Source organism: Halomonas sp. EF61, from assembly GCF_040147045.1.
GTDB classification, from domain to species: domain Bacteria; phylum Pseudomonadota; class Gammaproteobacteria; order Pseudomonadales; family Halomonadaceae; genus Halomonas; species Halomonas litopenaei.
The window spans coordinates 66,303-86,638 of sequence record NZ_JAMSHM010000003.1 but is presented as its reverse complement, the minus strand read 5'-3'; the positions used below and the strand labels follow the sequence as shown (position 1 = coordinate 86,638).

At 63.3% G+C, this 20,336-nt stretch carries 14 protein-coding genes; 2 read left to right on the top strand and 12 right to left on the bottom strand.

What is annotated here, in order from left to right; translation table 11 throughout:
- Window positions 1–15 precede the first annotated feature (15 nt).
- From nqrE to NFI08_RS15270, 6 genes are all read right to left on the bottom strand, one after another.
- Complete coding sequence (nqrE, locus tag NFI08_RS15295) at window positions 16–633, bottom strand: NADH:ubiquinone reductase (Na(+)-transporting) subunit E (RefSeq protein ID WP_045992662.1); 618 nt, start codon at window positions 631–633, stop codon at window positions 16–18.
- Window position 634: 1 nt separating this feature from the next.
- The gene (locus NFI08_RS15290) at window positions 635–1,303 is read right to left on the bottom strand and encodes an NADH:ubiquinone reductase (Na(+)-transporting) subunit D (RefSeq protein WP_045992663.1); all 669 of its coding nucleotides are present in this window, start codon (window positions 1,301–1,303) and stop codon (window positions 635–637) included.
- 2 nt (window positions 1,304–1,305) lie between these two features.
- Window positions 1,306–2,124 (bottom strand): Na(+)-translocating NADH-quinone reductase subunit C, encoded by an 819-nt coding sequence (locus NFI08_RS15285; protein ID WP_045992664.1) that lies wholly within the window; start codon window positions 2,122–2,124, stop codon window positions 1,306–1,308.
- Complete coding sequence (locus tag NFI08_RS15280) at window positions 2,124–3,350, bottom strand: NADH:ubiquinone reductase (Na(+)-transporting) subunit B (protein ID WP_045992665.1); 1,227 nt, start codon at window positions 3,348–3,350, stop codon at window positions 2,124–2,126. The genes NFI08_RS15285 and NFI08_RS15280 overlap by 1 nt, the downstream gene beginning before the upstream one ends.
- The gene (locus NFI08_RS15275; protein WP_045992666.1) at window positions 3,350–4,699 is read right to left on the bottom strand and encodes a Na(+)-translocating NADH-quinone reductase subunit A; all 1,350 of its coding nucleotides are present in this window, start codon (window positions 4,697–4,699) and stop codon (window positions 3,350–3,352) included. Before NFI08_RS15275 ends, NFI08_RS15280 begins: the two co-directional genes overlap by 1 nt.
- 294 nt (window positions 4,700–4,993) lie before the next feature.
- Window positions 4,994–6,451: a glyceraldehyde-3-phosphate dehydrogenase gene (locus NFI08_RS15270; RefSeq protein ID WP_045992667.1), complete on the bottom strand. Its 1,458-nt coding sequence runs from the start codon at window positions 6,449–6,451 to the stop codon at window positions 4,994–4,996.
- Window positions 6,452–6,634: 183 nt separating this feature from the next.
- On the opposite strand from NFI08_RS15270, the gene mfd reads away from it, so the two are divergent.
- The gene (gene mfd / locus NFI08_RS15265; protein ID WP_108448860.1) at window positions 6,635–10,084 is read left to right on the top strand and encodes a transcription-repair coupling factor; all 3,450 of its coding nucleotides are present in this window, start codon (window positions 6,635–6,637) and stop codon (window positions 10,082–10,084) included.
- A gap of 117 nt (window positions 10,085–10,201) precedes the next feature.
- On the top strand, window positions 10,202–11,257 hold the full coding sequence (locus NFI08_RS15260; RefSeq protein WP_045992669.1) for a L,D-transpeptidase family protein: 1,056 nt from the start codon (window positions 10,202–10,204) through the stop codon (window positions 11,255–11,257).
- A 467-nt stretch (window positions 11,258–11,724) separates the two neighbouring features.
- Here NFI08_RS15260 and NFI08_RS15255 read toward each other — a convergent pair whose 3' ends face one another.
- The 6 genes from NFI08_RS15255 to lipA all read right to left on the bottom strand — a co-directional run bounded on the left by NFI08_RS15255 (window position 11,725) and on the right by lipA (window position 20,336).
- Window positions 11,725–11,988: an Lpp/OprI family alanine-zipper lipoprotein gene (locus tag NFI08_RS15255; RefSeq protein WP_045992670.1), complete on the bottom strand. Its 264-nt coding sequence runs from the start codon at window positions 11,986–11,988 to the stop codon at window positions 11,725–11,727.
- A gap of 198 nt (window positions 11,989–12,186) precedes the next feature.
- Window positions 12,187–12,753, bottom strand: coding sequence for a L,D-transpeptidase family protein (locus NFI08_RS15250; protein WP_349590415.1), 567 nt, complete (start codon window positions 12,751–12,753; stop codon window positions 12,187–12,189).
- Between the two features lie 216 nt (window positions 12,754–12,969).
- Window positions 12,970–13,437, bottom strand: coding sequence for a DUF6586 family protein (locus NFI08_RS15245; protein WP_045992672.1), 468 nt, complete (start codon window positions 13,435–13,437; stop codon window positions 12,970–12,972).
- A complete protein-coding gene (gene topA / locus NFI08_RS15240) occupies window positions 13,434–16,067 on the bottom strand; it encodes a type I DNA topoisomerase (protein WP_045992673.1) in 2,634 nt (877 codons plus the stop codon). Before topA ends, NFI08_RS15245 begins: the two co-directional genes overlap by 4 nt.
- Before the next feature lie 331 nt (window positions 16,068–16,398).
- Window positions 16,399–19,122 (bottom strand): DUF3141 domain-containing protein, encoded by a 2,724-nt coding sequence (locus NFI08_RS15235; RefSeq protein ID WP_502881102.1) that lies wholly within the window; start codon window positions 19,120–19,122, stop codon window positions 16,399–16,401.
- A 212-nt stretch (window positions 19,123–19,334) separates the two neighbouring features.
- Window positions 19,335–20,336, bottom strand: a complete 1,002-nt coding sequence (lipA, locus tag NFI08_RS15230) for a lipoyl synthase (RefSeq protein ID WP_045992674.1) — start codon at window positions 20,334–20,336, stop codon at window positions 19,335–19,337.

Here is a 20,336-nt window from a genome sequence, read left to right as displayed (position 1 = left end):
CCCGGTGCAGGGCACTCAGAGCTGGATGCCGGAGAAGGACATGAAGCCCAGGGACATCAGACCCACGGTGATGAAGGTGATGCCCAGTCCCTGCAGGGAAGCGGGCACATCGCTGTACTTCAGTTTCTCGCGGATACCGGCCAGGGCGGTGATCGCCAGCGCCCAGCCGACACCGGCGCCCAGGCCATAGACCACGGACTCACCGAAGTTGTAGCTGCGCTCGACCATGAACAGGGTGCCACCGAGGATGGCGCAGTTCACGGTGATCAGCGGCAGGAACACGCCGAGGGCGTTGTAGAGCGCCGGCACGAACTTGTCGAGGAACATCTCGAGGATCTGCACCAGTGCGGCGATGACGCCGATGTAGGACAGCAGACCCAGGAACGACAGGTCGATGTTCTCGGCACCGGCGATGCCGGTCCAGGACAGCGCGCCTTCCGCCAGCAGATACTCGAGGATCAGGTTGTTCACCGGCACGGTGATGGTCAGTACCGCTACCACCGCGATGCCCAGACCGATGGCCGAGGATACCTTCTTGGACACGGCCATGAAGGTACACATGCCCAGGAAGAACGCCAGTGCCATGTTCTCCACGAACACCGAGGCAACGAAAAGGCTCAGATAGTGTTCCATGTTACACGGCCTCCTTCGGCTGGGTGTTTTCCTTCATCACGAACTCGTTGTCCTCGACCTGCTCCGGGTTGAGGCTGCGCAGCACCCAGATGATCAGACCGATGATGAAGAAGGCGGACGGCGGCAGCAGCAGCAGGCCGTTGGGCACGTACCAGCCACCGTTCTGCACGGTTTCCAGGATGGTCACGCCGAACAGGCTGCCGGAGCCGAACAGCTCGCGGAAGAAGCCGACGGTCATCAGGATGAAGCCGTAGCCCAGACCGTTGCCGACACCGTCGAGGAACGACAGCGTCGGGGTGTTGGTCATGGCGAAGCCTTCGGCGCGGCCCATCACGATGCAGTTGGTGATGATCAGACCGACAAATACCGACAGCTGCTTGGACATCTCATAGGCAAAGGCCTTGAGGATCTGGTCCACCACGATCACCAACGAGGCGATAATGGTCATCTGCACGATGATACGGATGGAGGACGGAATGTGATTGCGGATCAGCGAGACGAACATGCTCGAGAACGCCGTCACGAAGATCACGGCCAGACTCATGACCAGCGAGACGCTGAGGCTCGAGGTCACCGCCAGCGCCGAACAGATACCGAGGATCTGCAGGGCGATGGGGTTGTTCTTGAAGATCGGCGTCAGGATGACGCCCTTGGGAGTCGGTGCAGACATCGTCAGGCTCCTTCGCTGTCGTCAGAGGGGCTGGCGTCGGCGCTGGCCTGGCTGTCCACGCCATCGCGGAAGCGCGCCAGGTAGTGACCGAAGCCTTCCTCGCTCAGCCAGAATTGCACCAGCTTGGTCACGCCGCGGCTGGTCAGAGACGCGCCGGACAGGGCGTCGACCTCGGTGGACTCGCTGGCACCACCCTTCACCAGCTGGATGGCCGGCTCCATGGTGTCGCTCGAGGCGTAGATTTCCTTGCCTTCCCACTGCGCCTTCCAGCGCGGGTTGTCGACCTCGCCACCCAGGCCAGGTGTCTCGGCGTGGGAATAGAAGGTGATCCCGCCGATGGTATTGCCGTCACCCTGCACAGACAGGTAGCCGCGCATCAGGCCCCACAGGCCCTGGCCACGAATCGGCAGCACGATCTGCTCGGGGTTGTTCTCGTCACCGACCAGATAGATGGTGGAGTACTGCTCCTGACGGCCGAGACCGGCGATGTCCTTCTCCCCGGACAGGGTGCGCGACTGGGCCGGATCCTTGGCGGCCTGGAAGCCGTCATAGGTCTCGGGATCGACCTCATCGGTGTACTCCCCGGTGTCGAGATCGACGACCTTGGCGGTCACCGCCTGGGAGAACTCCTTGCCGACGTCCATGCCCGGTTCGTACAGGTCGGCCACGGCCAGGATGTTGGACTTGCGGTCCAGCTCCTGGTTGCGCTCCTGGCGCGCCTTGAGTCCCACCGCCGCCGTCGACACGATGATCGAGCAGACGATACACAGGGAGAAGGCGACCGTCAGGATCTTCTTGATGGAGTTGTTACCTTGTGCCATCAGGCGGTCTCCTCGGCCACGACAGCGGTGCGCTTGGCGCGACGCTTGATGTTGGCCTGAACAAAGAAGTGATCGATGAGCGGCGCGAACAGGTTGGCGAACAGGATCGCCAGCATGATGCCCTCGGGGAAGGCCGGGTTGACCACACGGATCAGTACCGTCATCACACCGATCAGGGCGCCGAAGATGAAGCGACCCGGGTTGGTCATGGATGCCGATACGGGATCGGTGGCCATGAACACCATGCCGAAGGCGAAGCCACCCACCACCAGGTGCCAGTACCAGGGCATGGCGAACATGGCGTTGGTGTCGGAGCCGATCAGGTTGAGAATGGAGCTCATCGCTACCATGCCGAGGAACACGCCGGCGACGATCCGCCACGAGGCGATCTTCATGCCGATCAGCACCACCGCCCCGATCAGGATGGCAAGTGTCGAGGTCTCACCCACGGAGCCGGGAATGAAGCCAAGGAAGGCGTCCCACCAGCTGTACTGGTCCTGCAGTGCGGCCATACCGCTCTGGTAGGCGGTAGACAGCGGCGTCGCGCCGGTGAAGCCATCGGCGGCGACCCACACGGCATCACCGGAGATCTGCGCCGGATAGGCGAAGTACAGGAAGGCACGACCGGTCAGCGCCGGGTTGAGGAAGTTCTTGCCGGTACCACCAAAGATTTCCTTGCCGATCACCACACCGAAGGTGATGCCGAGCGCCACCTGCCACAGCGGGATGGTAGCCGGCAGGATCAGGGCGTAGAGCACCGAGGTGACGAAGAAGCCTTCATTGACCTCGTGGCCGCGCTTGATCGCGAACAGCACTTCCCAGAAGCCACCGATGACGAAGGTCACCAGGTAGATCGGGAGGAAGTAGGTAGCGCCCAGCACGAAGTTGGACCACAGGCTGCCGGCATCGTGGCCACCGGCGAAGGTCAGCAGGATCATCTCGCGCCAGCCGCCCATGGAGTCGTAACCCGCGGCGATGGCCTCGTTGGCCTGCCAGCCAGCGTTCCACATGCCGAAGAACATGGCCGGGAAGGTGCAGAACCACACCGTGATCATCATGCGCTTGAGGTCGATGCCGTCACGCACGTGAGCCGTGGTCTTGGTCACGCTGGGAGGCGCATAGAAGATAGTGTCCACCGCCTCGTACAGCGGATAGAACTTCTCGTACTTGCCACCCTTGTGAAAGTGCGGCTCGAGATTGTCGAGTGTCTGTCGAATACCCATCATCAGGCCTCTTTCTCGATCATGGTGAGGTTGTCACGCAGGATGGGACCGTACTCATACTTGCCGGGGCACACGTAGGTGCACAGCGCCAGGTCTTCTTCATCCAGCTCGAGGCAGCCGAGTTCCATCGCCGACTCGATGTCGCCGACGATCAGCGAACGCAAGAGCTGCGTGGGCATGATGTCCAGCGGCATCACCTTTTCATACGCACCCACCGGCACCATGGCGCGCTCGGAGCCATTGGTCGAGGTGGTCGGCGCATAGTCGCGCAGGCCCTTCAGGCTCGACAGGTAGATACCCAGTACCGAGTGACGATTGGCACCCGGCGACAACCAGCCCATGAAGGCACGCTTGTTGCCCTCTTCCAGCAGGGTGATCTGGTTGTGGAAGCGGCCCAGGTAGCGCAGGCTGCCTTCGGCGGTGAAGCCGGAGAACACGCCTCCGCTGATGACGCGGGTGTCATCGGCAGACTTGATCTCGTGATCCAGCAGCTCGTCAGTGCTGGCACCCACACGGGTACGCACCAGACGCGGACGCTCGGCACGCGGGCCGCCAACGGCGACCACTCGGCTCAGATCCAGCTTGCCTTCACTGAACAGCTTGCCAAAGGCGATCACGTCCTGATAGCCGATGTGCCAGACGCGACGCTGCAGCGACACCGGGGACAGGAAGTGAATGTGGGTACCGACCAGGCCCGCAGGATGGGGACCGGCGAAGCTCTCGTGGTGGACGCCCTTGACCTTGGTGCCCGGAATCTGGGCATCGGTGGCGGTGCACAGGAACACCTTGCCCTCGGTCAGTCGTCCCAGCACCTTGAGGCCGTCCTCGAACGCCTCGGCCTGCTCGTTGATGACCAGCGACGGATCGGCGGCCAGCGGCTGGGTGTCGATGGCGGTGACGAAGATGTCGGTGGGTACGGCGTCGGGCGCCGGGGTACGCGAGAACGGGCGAGTGCGCAGCGCGGTCCACAGACCAGACTCCACCAGTTGGTCGACCACGGTCTGACGTTCGAGGGACTCGAGCGCATCGCGGCCATGAGCCGTGAAGGACTCGGCCTCGGCGCTGTCGTCGACCTCGATCACCACCGACAGGAGCCTGCGCTTTTCCCCGCGATTGATCGCCACTACTTCACCCGAGGCCGGCGAGGTAAAGCGCACGCCCTCGATCTTCTTGTCGGTGAACAGTAATTGGCCCAGCTTGACCTTGTCCCCCTCCTTGACCTCCATGGTCGGCTTCATGCCGATATAGTCGGTCCCCAGGAGCGCCACGTGGCGCACCGGTCGCGCATCCTCGATACGCTGCTCCGGCGCTCCCGTGATGGGGAGATCCAGGCCTTTCTTGACTTCGATCATAGACTCGCCCAGTTGATGGATCGTAGATAATGGACGGAGGTTCGGTGGAAATGAGAGGAATTCTTGTTATAAGCCACGCATCACCAGTCACGCCGAGGCGACATCGAACCACCCCGAAAAATCCCCAGCATTATAAAGACAAGCCAGTGGATTGACCACATGATCGAACGTCGCAGAACTGCGTGATTCTGCAAAACCGCTTCCATCCCAAACAGAAAAACCCCTTGCCAAACAAGGTTGGCAAGGGGTATTCGAACTACCTCAACGCGAGACTCTCGCCCCGCTCGGCACGGACTAGGCGTGACGCGGCAGCTTACAGAAGGCCACGTTGGAGATCTGCTGCAGGATACGAATCACCTGGCAGCTGTAGCCGAACTCGTTGTCGTACCACACATAGACCACCGCGTGGCGGCCCTGGGCGATGGTCGCCTTGGCGTCGACGATGCCGGCGTGACGGTTGCCGACGAAGTCGGTGGAGACCACCTCCGGCGAGTCGACGAAGTCGATCTGCTTCTGGAAGGCCGAGTCGATGGACATGCGGCGCAGGTAGTCGTTGAGCGACTCGGCGTCGGTCTCGCGCTCGAGCGACAGGTTGAGGATCGCCATCGACACATTGGGCGTCGGCACGCGGATGGCGTTGCCGGTCAGCTTGCCACCCAGCTCCGGCAGTGCCTTGGAAACCGCCTTGGCGGCACCGGTCTCGGTCAGCACCATGTTCAGCGGTGCGCTGCGTCCGCGACGGTCACCCTTGTGGTAGTTGTCGATCAGGTTCTGATCGTTGGTGTAGGAGTGAACGGTCTCGACGTGGCCATGCTCGATGCCGTATTCGTCGTTCATCACCTTCAATACCGGCACGATGGCGTTGGTGGTGCAGGACGCCGCGGAGATGATGCGATCATCCTGGGTGATGTCGCCATGATTGATGCCATAGACGATGTTTTTCAGGTCGCCCTTGCCCGGGGCGGTCAGCAGCGCCTTGGACACGCCCTTGCACTCCAGGTGCTGACCGAGGCCAGCCTCGTCGCGCCAGATACCGGTGTTGTCGACCACCACGGCGTTGTTGATGCCGTAGGCGGTGTAGTCGACATCGCTCGGCGAATCGGCGTAGATGACCTGGATCACGTTGCCGTTGGCGGTCAGGGTGCGGGTCTCCGGGCACACGCTGATGGTGCCGTCGAAGGGACCGTGAACGCTGTCACGACGCAGCAGGCTGGCGCGCTTTTCCAGATCCTTGGCGATATCGCCACGACCGCGCACCACGATGGCCTTGAGGCGCAGCAGGTTGCCGCCACCGGCCTTCTCGATCAGCACGCGGGCCAGGATCCGGCCGATCCGGCCGAAGCCGTAGAGCACAACGTCCTTGGGCTCGCCATTGCCGGCGTCAGGATCGTGACAGTCGACGATTTCGGCCAGCTGCTCGCGCATGAACGCCAGCGCATCGCCACCGCCCTGCTTCTTGAATGCCACACCCAGCTTGCCCACATCGACGTGAGCCGGCCCCAGATTCAGCTGGGTCATCGCCTGCACCAGCGGGAAGGTATCCTGCACCGACAACTCGGTACCTTCGATCTTCCTGACGAAACGATGGTCCTTGAGGATGCGGATGACGCTGCGGTTGAACAGCGAACGTCCGAACATGGTGGTGACCACGTTATTGCGACGATACAGGCTGCCGATCAGCGGGATCATCTGCTCGGCCACGGCCTGGTTGTCGTGCCATTGCTGGAAGACGATATCGGGTTGCTGGCTCACGAGAGACCTCTAAGTCTGATGGGGAAACGAGCGTATTATCAGCCCCCCCCTTGAAAGGGGCAATGACTGTATGGTCGCACCTCCTGTAGGCCCGTTACACAAATCGCGGTTTGACTACATGAGCGAGATCGGGCTGGTATGATGCCTGCTCGACCTCTGAACGCCAGCGAAACGACATCCTCTATGCCTACCTTTTCGCCGCTCGATCCGCCGCATCCCCAGGGCGCCCGTGACACCCTGTACCTCACCACGCCCGCCGGCAGCGCCAGCGCCCTGGCGCTTTCGCGCCTGGCTGCCGACGCGCCACTGCTGGTGATTACCCAGGATACCGCCGAGGCACTGAGGCTCGAGAACGAACTGGCCTTCTATGCCGACGTGCCGGTACTGCCCTTCCCCGACTGGGAGACGCTGCCCTACGACAGCTTTTCGCCCCATCAGGACATCGTCTCGTCGCGGCTGCGCACCCTCCGGCATCTGCAGGATGGTGTGCACGGCATCGTGCTGGTACCGATCAATACCCTGATGCAGCGTCTGCCGCCCGTGGACTATATCGCCGGACGGGTGCTGACCCTGGAGGTCGGCGCCACCCTGCAACGGGAGACCTTCCGCGAACAGCTGTCACGGGCGGGCTACCGGGCGGTGGAGACCGTCTTCGAGCCGGGTGAATACGCCCTGCGTGGCGCCCTGATCGATCTCTTTCCCATGGGCAGCGACCATCCGCTTCGCATCGACCTGTTCGACGACGAGATCGACACCCTCAGGAGCTTCGACCCCGACACCCAGCGCAGCCTAGACAAGGTCGAGCGGATCGACCTGCTGCCGGCGCACGAGTATTCGCTGTCACGCTCGGCCATCGCCTGCTTTCGTGAAGGCTTCGAGACCCTGTTCGACGTCGACCCACGCCAGTGCCCGCTTTATGTCGATGCGCTGAAGGGCATCCCCTCACCCGGACTCGAGCAGTATCTGCCGTTGTTCTTCGAGGCCACCGCTTCACTGTTCGACCATCTGCCCGCGGACACCCGCGTCGCCCTGATGTCCGGCTGCCGCGAAGCCGCCGAGCACCACTGGCAGGCGATCACCAGCCGCTACGAAAATCTCGGCGTCGATCCGACCCGCCCCCTGCTGCCGCCCCACCGTGCCTTCATCCCGGAAGCGGAACTGTTCGGGCTGATCAAGACCCACCCCAGGGTCGAGCTGACAGCAGACAGCGAGCATCCCCACGCCCATCCCTCGGATGCCAGCGACGCCCCCCAGGTGGCGATCAATGCCAGGGCAAAGGATCCGCTGGCGGCGCTCAGGGGCTTTCTGAACGAGCACGCAGAGCGCCGGGTGCTGTTCGTGGCCGAGTCCCGTGGGCGTCGGGAAGCGCTGGAGGAGACCCTGGCCCCCGCTACCGGTGCACTGGACGCCGCGGACGGATTTTCCGACTTCCTCGCCGGCAGCTCTCGCCTGGCCATCGCCGAGGGGCAGCTCTCCAGCGGCCTGTCGCTCGGCTCCCCCGCGGTCAGTGTGATCACCGAGACGGAACTGTTCGGCGAGATCGTGCGCCAGACCCGCCGCCAGGCCAAGGCCACCGACGACAACGAACTCGCCGTACGCCATCTTTCCGAACTCAAGGTCGGCGCCCCGGTGGTCCACCAGTCCCATGGCGTCGGCCGCTACCGCGGGCTGGAAACGCTGGAAGCCGGCGGCCAGGCGGCCGAATTCGTCAGCCTCGAGTACGCCGACGGCGCCAAGCTCTACGTGCCGGTGGACAGCCTGCACCTTATTTCCCGCTACGCCGGTGCCGACGATGAACTGGCACCGCTGCATCGACTGGGCTCGGAACAGTGGGAAAAGGCCAAGCGCAAGGCCGCCGAGAAGATCCGCGATACCGCCGCCGAGCTGCTCGACATCTATGCCCGCCGCGAGGCCCGTGAAGGCTTCGCCTGTGCCGCCCCGGATGAGGAGTACGCTCGCTTCGTCGCCAACTTCCCGTTCGAGGAGACGCCGGATCAGCGGGTCACCATCCAGGCGGTGATCCAGGACATGACCGCACCGCGCCCGATGGACCGTGTCGTCTGCGGCGACGTCGGCTTCGGCAAGACCGAGGTCGCCATGCGTGCCGCCTTTCTTGCGGTACAGTCCGGTCGCCAGGTGGTGGTGCTGGTGCCGACCACCCTGCTCGCCCGCCAGCATTTCGAGAACTTCCGTGACCGCTTCGCCGACACCGCGGTGGATATCGAGCTGCTGTCCCGCTTCACCAGCAGCGGCAGTCAGACAGACACCCTCAAGCGCGTTCGCGAGGGCAAGGTCGATATCGTCATCGGCACCCACAAGCTGCTGTCACGGAAGCTCGACTTTCCGGAATTGGGACTGGTCATCATCGATGAAGAACATCGCTTCGGCGTGTCCCAGAAGGAAAGGCTCAAGACGCTGCGTGCCGAGGTCGACGTACTGACCATGACCGCCACACCGATCCCGCGCACGCTCAACATGGCCATGAGCGGTATCCGCGACCTGTCGATCATCGCCACCCCACCGGCCAGACGCCTGTCGGTGAAGACCTTCGTCCAGCAGCGGGAAGAAGCTGTGATAAAGGAGGCGATCCTGCGCGAGATCCTGCGTGGCGGCCAGGTCTACTACCTGCACAACGAGGTCAAGACCATCGAGAGCGCCGCCGAGAAGGTCCGCGAACTGGTGCCCGACGCCCGCGTCGCGGTGGCCCATGGGCAGCTGCCCGAGCGCTCGCTGGAACGGGTGATGTCCGACTTCTATCACAAGCGCTTCAACGTGCTGGTGTGCTCGACCATCATCGAGACCGGCATCGACGTGCCCAGCGCCAACACCATCATCATCGAGCGTGCCGACAAGTTCGGACTGGCCCAGCTCCACCAGCTGCGCGGCCGGGTAGGCCGCAGCCACCACCAGGCCTACGCCTACCTGCTGGCGCCGCCGCCTCGCTCGATCACCCGAGACGCGGTCAAGCGCCTCGAGGCGATCGGCCAGGCCGAGGACCTGGGCGCTGGTTTCACCCTGGCCAGCCACGACATGGAAATCCGCGGCGCCGGCGAACTGCTGGGCGACGAACAGAGCGGCCAGATGGAAGCGGTGGGCTACAGCCTCTATATGGAGATGCTCGACCGGGCGGTGAAGGCCATCCGTGAAGGCCGCACCCCGAATATCGAGGCACCGCTGCAGGAAGGCGTCGAGATCAGCCTAAATCTGCCAGCGCTGATTCCCGACGACTATCTCCCCGATGTCCAGCAGCGTCTGGTGATGTACAAGCGCATCGCCAACGCCGACAACGAGGCCGAGCTCAAGGAACTGCGTGTGGAGATGATCGATCGCTTCGGACTGCTGCCCGCCCCGGTCAAGACGCTGCTGCGCCAGACCCGCCTCAGGCAGCGTGCCGAAAGGCTCGGTATCGTGCGCCTGGAAGCGGGCGCCGAGCGCGGGCGCGTGCTGTTCGGCGGCCAGACCGCGGTGGATCCACTGACGCTGGTGGGGCTGATCCAGGGGGCGCCGGAACGCTATCGACTGGAGGGCGCCGAGACCCTGCGCTTCCAGGCCGACATGGCCGTCGAGGAGACCCGCTTCGAGGCCGTCGAGGCGCTGCTGGACCAACTCAATCGAAAGACTCAGGCGGCCTGAGCCATCCCTTGCAAGGGACTGGCGCAACGCCGCATTAGCGGGCAATCTATGTACATAGGACACCGCAAATTCCGGCCGGGTTATCCCCGGCTTTCACCCATTATCGAGACTGCTGCAATGACTTCGACTTCACTTCGCCGGCCACTCGTCCGCCTCGCCACCCTGTGTGGCGTTGTGGGCGCGCTGGCGGCACCTCTGGCGGCGGCCGACGACCTGCCCCGGGGCCACTACCTGCTGCCCGAAGAAGGCGACCTGATCGGTGAGGTCTACACCGTCGAAGCCGACGAGGAAGACACCCTCATTGATATCGGACACGAGCACGGCATCGGCTTCAACGCCATCACCCGAGCCAACCCCGACATCAGCATCTGGTATCCCGGCGAGGGTACCGAAGTGACCATCCCGGCCCAGTTCATCCTGCCCGATGCACCGCGCAACGGCATCGTGGTCAACGTGGCCGAGATGCGCCTCTACTACTACCCGCCGGCCAAGGAAGGCGAGCCGCGTACCGTGCAGACCTACCCGATCGCCGTGGGCCGCATGGACTGGAAGACGCCGCTGGGCTCCACCACCATCACCCAGATGGTCAAGAATCCGTCCTGGTATCCTCCTGCCTCCATTCGCCGCGAACACGCCGAGGCCGGCGACCCCTTGCCCGGCGTGGTGCCGCCCGGACCCGACAACCCCATGGGCACGCGCAAGATGCGCCTGGGCATCCCCGGCTACCTGATCCACGGCACCAACAAGCCCGAGGGCGTCGGCATGCGCGTCACCCACGGCTGCATCCGCATGCTGCCCGACGATGTCGAGAATCTGTTCGATCAAGTCGCGGTGGGCACTCCTGTCCGACTGGTCAACGAACCGCTCAAGCTCGGCTGGTCCGACGAGCACCTCTATGTCCAGGCCTACCCCTACCTCGACGAGGAAGAAGGCGCGCCGATCGAGGACATGACCGCCGCTATCGAGGAGGTCGAGGCCGCCGTCAAGGACAAGGACTACGACGTCGACTTTGCGCGCCTGCGTAGCGCCATGGAGACGCCCAGCGGCCTTCCGGTCGCCATGCAGACCACCACCCCGGCAGAACCCAAGCCGCTGCCTGGCAGCCTCTATGACCATATCGAGTTGATCGCCGACGAGCCTGCCCTGCTGGGACAGGTCAGCCACGAAGGCTGAACCGGCGACCACAGGCATCACATCAAGCACGTGACGTGCACGGCGCCCCGACAGGGGCGCCTTTTTTTGGCGCCATCATTTCCAGCGGAGGCCTTGTCGGCATGGTGGCGACACCATGATCCAGCTCAAACGACGCATCCGCAGCAGTCAGTGGTCAGGCAGAGGAGAGGCAGCCGTCAGGCAGAGGAGAGGCAGCCGTCAGGCAGAGGAGAGGCAGCCGTCAGGAGACAAGCGACAGGACAGGCAGCCAGACAGGCAGCCATCAGATGAAGGAACAGGCAGCGGTCAGACGATTGACTGGCAGCTCCCGCCCACCATCAATCGTCATGCCATGATCACACGCCACAAACGACTGAGGCCCCACCTTTCGGTGGGGCCTCAGCCTATCGTTTCATGACCTGGACGACCTGATTTCGATGAAACCCTGACGTCCTGTCGGTCAATCCCGCGAACGGGATGCGAAACGATTACTTGCGCATGGAGCGCTCGAACATGCGGTTCATCTCTTCGCGGTTCTGCTGAGACAGCTGCAGGGCCGCTTGAGCGTCACGCTGTGCCTGGTTGGCAGTGTTCTGAGCCTGAGTGGCGATGCTGCGAGCTTCTGCAGCGTCGGCCTGAGCGGACTCAGCGGTCATGCGGACTTCTTCCAGAGCGCTGGAAGAAGCACAGCCAGCCAGAACGGCCAGAGAAGCGGCGGCGGCGGTCAGCTTCAGGGTAGTCTTCAGAGTCATGGTGTTCTCCTTGAGTCTTCCTTGGTACTGCGTTGGTGACAGTAACATACCCGATCAGGGTATGTATCCATCAGGCTTCCTGCAAAGGCAGGCCTTTCTTGCAGCGACTTGTGCTGCTAAGCACAGGAGTCAAACGCTGTTTTATAATACACAACGGCGCTTGTCCATAGTCTTGAACGTCCCTTGCGCCCCTAAAGACTAGCGGATGACGACGCGAGTGCCAACATCAATCAAGCCGGAAAGTTCCCGAATTTCATGATTGGTCACGGCGACACATCCGTTGGTCCAGTCAAAGTTGCGATGGATGTCCATGTCTCCATCGCCGACTCCGTGTATGCCGATATAACCGCCCAGGATCGTCTGCTGGGGCGGGCTACGATGCCGGCGATAGTAGTCGAAATAGTCGTCGTAATCCTGCTGACTGTACAGCCCCGTCTCCAGCGCCATCCTGGCGTGGGTGGGCGTCGGATAGTCCAGGCCGATGAAGATGTCGAACTTGCTGTCGAAGTTGAAGCGATTGACGTGGAACTCGCCTCTTGGCGTGGTCTTGTCGCCCATGACCCGCTGGGACTTGGCGCCCCCTCTACCGACCGAAATCGGTGAGTATCGAGCCAGCTCCCCCCCCCCGCGATACACCGTCAGGCGAGACTCCTGGTTATCGATCAGGACCCAGATCTCGCTGGAGGAGTCCGGGACAATGGCACGGCGAAGCTGGTCCTCCACCATGTCCATGCTGGCACTGACACCCAGAGGGAGTAGCAGCATGGCACCAAGTATCATTTGGATGAAACGGCGACGTTGACTCTGGGCGAACATGGATAAACTCACTGTGAATAAACGAAAACATCTGTGACGCAGTGTAATCCCGATTCTGCGGAACTTCACGCGGAACCTGGCCGATTTCACGGCAGGCAAACGAGCTCTGTCGCAGCTATCAAACGACGGCGCACAGAAGCGTCGCCGGCCGACGACACTCTGCCTTTACCATTCCTCACTGGTCTGGCGTAAGGCGGCGATCTCGACCTTGGCCGCCTCGAGGCAATGCTGCAATTCCTGCCCCAGATCCGCCTGCCGGTCCACGGCAATTACCCCGGACAATGCCGGCGAGCGAGGTCGACTCGCACCTTCATCGCCATGCAGCGCCTCGAGATGACCGATGACACGGTATAGCCAACTGCTGCCGTCGCGGGCCAGCTCACGTAGCCGATGAACCTCGGCCACGGCGGGTGGGTCATCACCCAGCAACAGGCTTCGCCAGTCATGTTCCGCCAGATGAGCGTGCTCGCAGACGTCGCGCAGCAGGGCGTCGATCGCCAGCTCGAACAACGCCAGGGCGCCCTCCTCGCTGGCCCTCTTTCTGGCGCCCTGGTGCTCGTCATCACCCGGCGCCACGTCCAGCAGCAACTGCGCCTGATACAACAACTGATTGGTGCGGGCCCGCGGTGTCACTTGCGCTTGTCCTCCACCACCCACTTGTTACCGTCCCAGCTCGCCTTCCAGCCACTGGCCTTGCCATTGTCGCCGTCGGTCATCACGAACTGCTCCTTGAGCTTGCGCGAGAAACGAATTTGAGCCGGGCGCCCATCCGGGTCCTGGTCCGGCGCATCGAGCAGGTAGTGGTACTTCTCCGGCAGCTCGGCGGCGTGAGGCTTCAGTTCCTTGACCAGAGGCGGACGGGTCTCCCGGTTCTTGGGAAACTTGCTGGCGGCCAGGAACAGCCCGCTGGCGCCATCGCGCAGCACGTAGTGGTCTTCCACCTTCTGGCAGGCCAGTTCCGGCATCGGAATCGGATCCATCTTGGGCGGAGCTACTTCACCGTTGCGCAACAGCTTGCGGGTATTCTTGCAGCTGTCACTGGTGCAGCCGAAGTACTTGCCGAAGCGCCCGGACTTGAGCTGCATCTCGGAGCCGCACTTGTCACACTCGATGACCGGGCCGTCGTAGCCCTTGATGCGGAACTTGCCCTGTTCGATCTTGTAGCCGTCACAGTCGGGGCTGTTACCGCAGATATGCAGCTTGCGCCCTTCATCGATCAGGTAGCTGTCCATGGCGGTGGAACACACCGGACAGCGTTCCTTGGCACGCAGGGCATCGGTCTCGGCTTCTTCGCCGGCATCGGCGGCGACAGCTTCTTCACCCGGCAGCAGGTCGATGGTGGTCTTGCAGCGCTCCTTGGGCGGCAGGTTGTAGCCGCTGCAGCCGAGGAAGACACCGGTCGAGGCGGTACGAATCTGCATCTTGCGCCCGCAGGTGGGGCAGTCGATATCGGTGGGTACCGGCTGATTTGGCCGCATCCCCTCGTCGCTCTCGGCCTTGGCCAGCTCCCCGCGAAACTCCTGATAGAAAGCGTCGAGCAGCTCACGCCAGCTACGCTCGCCCTCGGCGATCTCGTCGAGGCTATCCTCCATGCGCGCGGTGAAGGAGTAGTCCATCAGGTCGGGGAACGACTCCTTGAGTCGCTCGGTGACGATGTCGCCCAGCTTCTCGGCGTAGAACCGTCGGTTCTCGAGCTTGACGTAACCACGATCCTGGATGGTGGAGATGATGGCGGCGTAGGTCGAGGGGCGACCGATGCCGCGCTTCTCCAGCTCCTTGACCAGGCTGGCTTCGGTGTAACGGGCCGGCGGCTTGGTGAAGTGCTGCCTGGGGTCCAGCGCGTCGAGGTGCATCGGGGTGCCCTCGCCCAGATCCGGCAGCGCCTGATCCTCTTCCTTGCGCCCCATGGGGGTCATCACTCGGGTGTAGCCATCGAACTTGAGCACCCGGCCCTTGGCCTTGAGCTCGTAGCCGTCCACCACCACGCTCAGGGTCGACGACAGGTATTCCGCCGGGGTCATCTGGCAGGCGACAAACTGCCGCCAGATCAGTTCGTACAAGCGCTCGGCATCCCGCTCCATGCCCGCCAGGTCGGTCGAGCGACGGGACACCTCGGACGGCCGAATGGCTTCGTGAGCCTCCTGGGCGCCTTCCTTGCTGGAATAGCGGTTAGGGGCTTCGGGCAGGTAGCGATCGCCGAACTCCTCACCGATATAGTCACGCACGCTCTCCACTGCCTCGCGGGACAGGTTGGTCGAGTCGGTACGCATATAGGTGATGTAGCCCGCCTCGTAGAGCCGCTGGGCCAGGGTCATGGTCTTCTTCACCGAGAACCCCAGCCGGCCACTGGCGGCCTGCTGCAGCGTCGAGGTGATGAAGGGGGCGTTGGGCTTGGACCGGGTCGGCTTGTCTTCCCGCGAGGTGATCGCAAGACTGGCCTTGCGCAGCGCAGCGATGCGCTCGAGGGTCTCGCTCTCGCTGGTGGGCCTGAACGTCTTGCCATCCTGACGTACCAGCTCGAAGCGGATGGCCTCGCCGTCCGGCGTCACCAGGTCGGCATGAACGTCCCAGAATTCCTCGGGCACGAAGGCGCGAATCTCGCTTTCGCGCTCGCTGATCAGGCGCATGGCCACCGACTGGACACGACCGGCCGAGAGCCCGCGGGCTACCTTGGCCCACAGCAGCGGCGACAGCATGAAGCCCACCACACGATCGAGGAAGCGGCGAGCCTGCTGGGCCTCGACCCTGGGCATGTTCAGCTGACCGGGGTCGGTGAAGGCTTCCTGGATGGCATTCTTGGTGATCTCGTTGAACACCACCCGGCGATAGCGTTGCTCGTCCCCACCGATGGTCTCGCGAAGGTGCCAGGCGATGGCTTCCCCTTCGCGGTCCAGATCGGTCGCGAGATAGACGGTGTCGGCTTTCTCCGCCAGCTTCTTGAGCTCGGCCACGACCTTTTCCTTGCCCGGCAGGATCTCGTAGTTGGCCTGCCAGCCATGGTCAGGGTCGATACCCATGCGTCGTATCAGCTGGCTATGCGCCTTCTGCTGCTTGTAGACCGCCTTTTCCTCAGCCGACATCTTGCGCGTCGCGGCCGCCTGGCGAGCCCGCTCCTTGGGATCGGAAGCCGCCTTGCCAGAGCCGCTGGTCGGAAGATCACGGATGTGACCCACGCTCGACTTCACGATGAACTCGTTGCCGAGGTACTTGTTGATCGTCTTCGCCTTGGCGGGCGACTCGACGATGACCAGAGACTTGCCCATAGTACTCCACAGTAGTCAGGGCGCCGCGCTCCTTGGCGAACGCCAGTATGTGCCACTCCCGCCGATGGTGGACGGGAAAAATGCGCTTACCCTAACCCAGCGCCGAACGTCGCGCCAGTCACATCGGTTCGAGCCCCAGGCAGGCTAGACGCATGCCCAGCCGTTTCCCCACGACTGACGCCCTGGCGTCCACCTGACATCGCCAAGAGACTAGCCCTTACCTCGACGGCCGACAAGCCGCCCTCAGAACCGACTTGCCCCTGCACGAAGCAGGGGCAAGCGGAATGGTCGATGTCTCACACTCGATCATCGAAGGCGGTCAGGCGCTTGACTAGCGCTTGCGCCGCTGCCCTCGGGGCGATCCAGTGCTGCGCCGACGGGTCGCTGCAGGCGCCTTCTCGGCGTCATTGCCTCCCTCGCGAGAGGCTGGCGTGGCGGCCTGGGCAGCCTTGGGCTCGGCCTCAGCCACAGGCTTGGTCTCGACCTCAGGTTTGGCCTCAGTTTGAGCGTCAGCCGCCGGTTTGGCCTCGGACTTGGTCTCGGACTTGGCCTCAGGTTTAGTTTCAGCCGCCGGCTTGGACTCGGGCTTGGTCTCAGGTTTAGTTTCAGGCTTCGCTTCGGCAGCCGGCTTCGCCTCGGTCCTCGCCTGAGCCTTTGCCGCAGGCGCATCAGCAGGCTCGGCGTCGGCCTTGGGCGCGGCCTGGGCCTGCCCTTCGACGCGGGAAGATTCGCTTGCAGATTGACGAGTGCCGCGCTTGGCTGACGTGCCGCTAGCCGGCGCCGTCTTGGCGCTGCTGTTACCACTGGCCCCACTGGCCCCACCACTACTGCGGCGGGCCGTACGACGCGTTGCCGGACGGGCCTTGCCAAACAGCGCCTTGATACGTTCGAAACGAGCGGCGGCGTGCTCGCTGAGCTCACCGCTGGCCGCCAGTACATGCTCGATATGCTCGATATGGCCGTCGATCGTCCTGGCATCGAGCCCCTTGAGCAGCTCGGGAATGGCCTCCAGCGCAGCCTCACGATCCTGCTTCAGGATAAAGAACTGATCGCGCATCAGATGCTTGAAGTCTTCCAGCCGCAGCTCCGGCTCAAGCTCGCTGCGCGACGCCTGCAGGCGGCGGAAATTGCGGCCATCGGTAGCAGGAGCACCACCCAGCACGAAGATCACCGAGCGCATCACGGCCTCGTGGGCGCCGCCTTGCGCCACCTGCTCGCGCACTTCCTGCTGGCGACGCTGGATAAAGCGACGACGCTCCGGCTCGGAGCCAGGCACCTGACGCTCACCCTCCACGGCGCCTTTCAGCCCCACCAGCGACTGCAACAGCGGCTGACCGTAGAGGTCAAGGAAAGCCTTCTCGAGGGCGCGATCGCGCAGTACCCGCCAGGCATCCAGACTCCGCGAGATCAGGCTCGACCCGATGTCCTCATACACTCGGAAGATGTTGTCATCACCGAGTTCATGACGATGCTTGCGCACCGACTCCGCCATCACCGGCAACGACGACATCATCGGATTACGATCGGACAGCAGGCGATACCCCATGCGATTGGGGTGCATCTTGCGCATCCAACGAGCCGACTCGGGTGTCGACACGGCACGAATCCAGGGTTGCAGGAACTGACGATAGAGCCCCAGATTGATCTCCGAGACCCTGGCCACCGTGGCGAAACGCCGCTCGTCCTCGGGGCTATGCTTGACCACCTGATTCAGGTCGTCGAGGTCCCGGGTGGAGAACTCCAGCAGGTAGTCCCGCTCGATCAATTCGGCGTCGGGCCGCTCGCTGGCCTTGGACACCGTGGTCTCGTAGAGCCCCGGTGGCAGCACGTCGATGTAGTCCATATTGGCGGTGAACTCGGCGTGTTCCTTGCGCGAGACGCTGCCGGAAACGAAGATGCCGAGGTGGCCGGTCTTGTCATGGACGCAGTAGACGATGGTCTGCTCGTTGGCGATGATGTCGTCGACGCCGTCGTAGAGATCACGCACCCAGCCAAGTGCCTGGGGCGGCGGCGTGATGTCATCACCTTGTGAGCAGAACACCACCACCGGGGAGCGCACGTTGCGAAGATCGATACGGCGCCCGTCGGACGTCACCAGCTGGGCCGTGGACAGGCGATTGCCGACAAACAGGTTGTCGACGATGTACTGGATCTCTTCTCCACCCAGCACCACATGGCCGCCCCACCAGCGCTCGAACTGAAGATAGCGATCGGCTTCGGTATCGACATGGGCGTACAGGTTGTACTGCTTGTCCCACCAGGTGTTGGCCGGATTGAGGCGTTCGAAGTTCTGCACCAGCCAGGCTCCGTCGAACAGGCCATCGCCCATGTCCGAGAGCATATGGGTGGCCCAGCTGCCGCCGGTCATGCCGCCGGTATAGCGCATCGGCGCCTTGCCGCGCTCCCCAGCCCAGTAGGACAGCGGTGCACCGGCGATCAGGATCGGTCCGAACAGCTCGGGCTCGAGCGCTGCCGCCATCATGATCTGCCAGCCCGCCTGACAGTTGCCCACGACCATCGGTTTTTCGCTATCGGGATGCAGCTCCGCGACGTGGCGCAGGAAGGTGACCTCGGCTTCAACCACGTCCTCGACCCGCTGCCCCGGGACGGGATAGGGCATGAAGGCGATGAAGTAGCAGGGATGGCCGGCGCGCAGTGCGATACCGATCTCGCTGTCGGGCTTGAAGCCACCGATACCCGGGCCATGCCCGGCGCGCGGGTCGACCACCACGAAGGGGCGTGCCAGTTCATCGGTCTCGACACCCTCGGGCGGGTGCACGCGCAAAAGCTCATAGTTGACGGGGCGAGGCAGGGTCTCGCCTTCCATCACGATGTCGGTATCGAAGCCAAGTACGGTGGGGCGGGTCTTCTCGATATGTTCGAGGTATTCGTTGCCGCGCTGGCGCATGACATCCCAGTAGAGGATGCTGCGCTCGACGCTGTCACGCCAGTAGTCGGCCGCGGCACGGCCGAAGCCGAAGGGGTCGAACAGTGGAGCAAAGGGTTCCGCCAGCGCGAACAGGGGCGCGGTGGCGCTTGGCATCAACGCATTCATATAGGCTCCCAGGGTTGCGTGATGCGCAGCAGGCGATCCTTGCGTCTGCGCACTTGTTGCAGTGCAATATAGCGCAATAATGCAGGTACTGCGAAGCCCCCTCCTTTCGGAGCTGCACATCGCGTAGGAGATTCACTGTAGAGCGGGTACGCTCAAAAACACAACGCCCGGCAATGCCGGGCGTTGTGGGTAGCTGAAATACCGCTTTCGCTCTACTTCACTTCGATGCCGTGTGCCTGCTGATCGGCATGGTAGGACGAACGCACCAACGGGCCGGAAGCCACGTGGGTGAAGCCCATGGCACGCCCCTGCTCGGCGAACCAGTCGAACGTGGACGGCGGCACCCAGCGATCCACCGGCAGGTGATTGCGAGACGGCTGCATGTACTGCCCCAGGGTCAGCATGTCCACATCGTGGGCACGCAGGTCGCGCATCACCTCGATGACCTGCTCGTCGGTCTCACCGACACCCAGCATCAAGCCAGACTTGGTCATCACTTCGGGACGGCGCGCCTTGTAGCCCTTGAGCAGGTCCAGCGACCACTGATAGTCGGCCCCCGGCCGCACCTTGCGATACAGACTCGGCACCGTCTCCAGGTTGTGGTTGAAGACGTCGGGCGGCGTGGTCTCGAGGATGTCCAGCGCCACCTCCATGCGACCACGGAAGTCCGGCACCAGCACCTCGATCTCGATGCTCGGGCTATCACGACGAATCTCCCGGATGCAGTCGACGAAGTGCTGGGCACCGCCGTCACGCAGATCGTCACGGTCGACGGAGGTCACCACCACATAGTTCAGGCGCATCTCGGCGATGGCCTCGGCCAGTTCGCGCGGCTCGCGCTCGTTCAGGGCGTTGGGACGCCCGTGAGCCACATCACAGAACGGGCAGCGGCGGGTACAGATATCGCCCATGATCATGAAGGTGGCGGTACCGCCGTTGAAGCACTCGCCCAGGTTGGGGCATGAGGCTTCCTCGCAGACGGTGTGCAGGCCATGACGTCGCAGGGTCTCCTTGATGCGGGTGACTTCCTTGGACACCGGCATGCGTACCCTGAGCCAGTCCGGCTTGCGCGGAATCTCCTCCGTGGGGATCACCTTGACCGGGATCCGCGCCACCTTGTCGGCGCCGCGAAGCTTCACTCCCCTTTCGCTGCGGGCGTTCTTCTTGGCCTTGGCGGCGGCGGCCGCCGCCTGGATGGCGGAACTGTCTGTCAT

Coding starts and splice junctions, on each gene's coding strand:
- nqrE (WP_045992662.1), bottom strand. CDS start 633: ATGGAACACTATCTGAGCCTTTTCGTTGCCTCGGTGTTCGTGGAGAAC.
- NFI08_RS15290 (WP_045992663.1), bottom strand. CDS start 1,303: ATGTCTGCACCGACTCCCAAGGGCGTCATCCTGACGCCGATCTTCAAG.
- NFI08_RS15285 (WP_045992664.1), bottom strand. CDS start 2,124: ATGGCACAAGGTAACAACTCCATCAAGAAGATCCTGACGGTCGCCTTC.
- NFI08_RS15280 (WP_045992665.1), bottom strand. CDS start 3,350: ATGATGGGTATTCGACAGACACTCGACAATCTCGAGCCGCACTTTCAC.
- NFI08_RS15275 (WP_045992666.1), bottom strand. CDS start 4,699: ATGATCGAAGTCAAGAAAGGCCTGGATCTCCCCATCACGGGAGCGCCG.
- mfd (WP_108448860.1), top strand. CDS start 6,635: ATGCCTACCTTTTCGCCGCTCGATCCGCCGCATCCCCAGGGCGCCCGT.
- NFI08_RS15260 (WP_045992669.1), top strand. CDS start 10,202: ATGACTTCGACTTCACTTCGCCGGCCACTCGTCCGCCTCGCCACCCTG.
- NFI08_RS15255 (WP_045992670.1), bottom strand. CDS start 11,988: ATGACTCTGAAGACTACCCTGAAGCTGACCGCCGCCGCCGCTTCTCTG.
- NFI08_RS15250 (WP_349590415.1), bottom strand. CDS start 12,753: ATGCTGCTACTCCCTCTGGGTGTCAGTGCCAGCATGGACATGGTGGAG.
- topA (WP_045992673.1), bottom strand. CDS start 16,067: ATGGGCAAGTCTCTGGTCATCGTCGAGTCGCCCGCCAAGGCGAAGACG.
- NFI08_RS15235 (WP_502881102.1), bottom strand. CDS start 19,122: ATGAATGCGTTGATGCCAAGCGCCACCGCGCCCCTGTTCGCGCTGGCG.
- lipA (WP_045992674.1), bottom strand. CDS start 20,336: ATGACAGACAGTTCCGCCATCCAGGCGGCGGCCGCCGCCGCCAAGGCC.